Origin of the sequence: Caballeronia cordobensis, assembly GCF_001544575.2 — a bacterium.
Classification (GTDB): domain Bacteria; phylum Pseudomonadota; class Gammaproteobacteria; order Burkholderiales; family Burkholderiaceae; genus Caballeronia; species Caballeronia cordobensis.
On record NZ_FCNY02000068.1, the window covers coordinates 1 to 1,249 of the forward strand.

Sequence of the window (1,249 nt, forward strand, 5' to 3'; positions counted from 1 at the left end):
TCAAACCGCCCGGCGCACCATCAATTCCTTGATCTTGCCGATCGCCTTGGTCGGATTGAGCCCCTTGGGGCACACGTCGACGCAATTCATGATCGTATGGCAACGGAACAGACGATACGGATCTTCCAGGTTGTCCAGGCGTTCGCCGGTCGCCTGATCGCGGCTGTCCGCGATGAAGCGGTACGCTTGCAGCAGGCCCGCCGGTCCGACGAATTTGTCCGGGTTCCACCAGAAACTCGGGCACGACGTCGAGCAGCTCGCGCACAGAATGCACTCGTACAGGCCGTCGAGTTCATCGCGCTCGACCGGCGATTGCAGCCGCTCTTTCTCGGGCGGCGGCGTGTCATTGATCAGATACGGCTTGATCGAATGATACTGGTTGAAGAACTGCGTGAAATCGCAGATCAGATCGCGCACCACCGGCAGCCCCGGCAGCGGACGCAGCACGATCTTCTGCGGCAGTTCGTTCAGGTTCGTCAGGCACGCAAGGCCGTTCTTGCCGTTGATGTTCATCGCGTCCGACCCGCACACGCCCTCGCGGCACGAGCGGCGGAACGACAGCGTTTCATCGACTTCCTTGAGCTTCACCAGCGCGTCGAGCAGCATGCGCTCATGCGTCAGATCGAGCTCGTACGTCTGCATGCGCGGCGCGGCGTCCTTGTCCGGATCGTAGCGATAGACTTCAAAAATTCTCTTTGCCATTTCGATTTCCTTGCTATGCGCCTTAGAACGTACGCGCCTTGGGCGGCACCGATTCCACCGTCAGCGGCTTCATCTGCACCGGCTTGTACTCCAGGCGATCGCCTTCGCTGAACCACAGCGTATGACGCATCCAGTTCTCGTCATCGCGATGCTCGTAGTCGCTGTGCGCATGCGCGCCACGGCTTTCCTTGCGCGCTTCGGCCGACACCATCGTCGCGCGCGCCACTTCGATCAGGTTCGCCAGTTCCAGCGCTTCGACCTTCGCCGTGTTGAACACCTTCGACTTGTCCTTCAGATGCACGTGCTTCACGCGCTCCGAGAGCTCCGCGATCTTGCCCACGCCTTCTTCGAGCAGCTTCGCCGTGCGGAACACGCCCGCATGCGCCTGCATCGAGGCGCGAATGTCGTTGGCGATGTTCTGCGTGTATTCACCCGACGTGGACTTCTCCAGCACCGCGAGACGCTCCATCGCGAAGTCGGCGGCATCGGCCGGCAGCGGCTTGTGCTCTTTCATCTCGCTGGCATGCTTGATGATGTGATTGCCCGC

At 61.0% G+C, this 1,249-nt stretch carries 1 protein-coding gene and 1 pseudogene; both read right to left on the bottom strand.

Annotated features, from left to right (window positions below; translation table 11 throughout):
- Positions 1-702 carry a succinate dehydrogenase iron-sulfur subunit gene (locus tag AWB70_RS38090; protein ID WP_014193767.1) on the bottom strand — a complete coding sequence of 234 codons (702 nt, stop codon included), beginning with the start codon at positions 700-702 and terminating at the stop codon, positions 1-3.
- 22 nt (positions 703-724) lie between these two features.
- Positions 725-1,249, bottom strand: a pseudogene (locus tag AWB70_RS38095) (succinate dehydrogenase/fumarate reductase flavoprotein subunit); the annotation flags it as partial.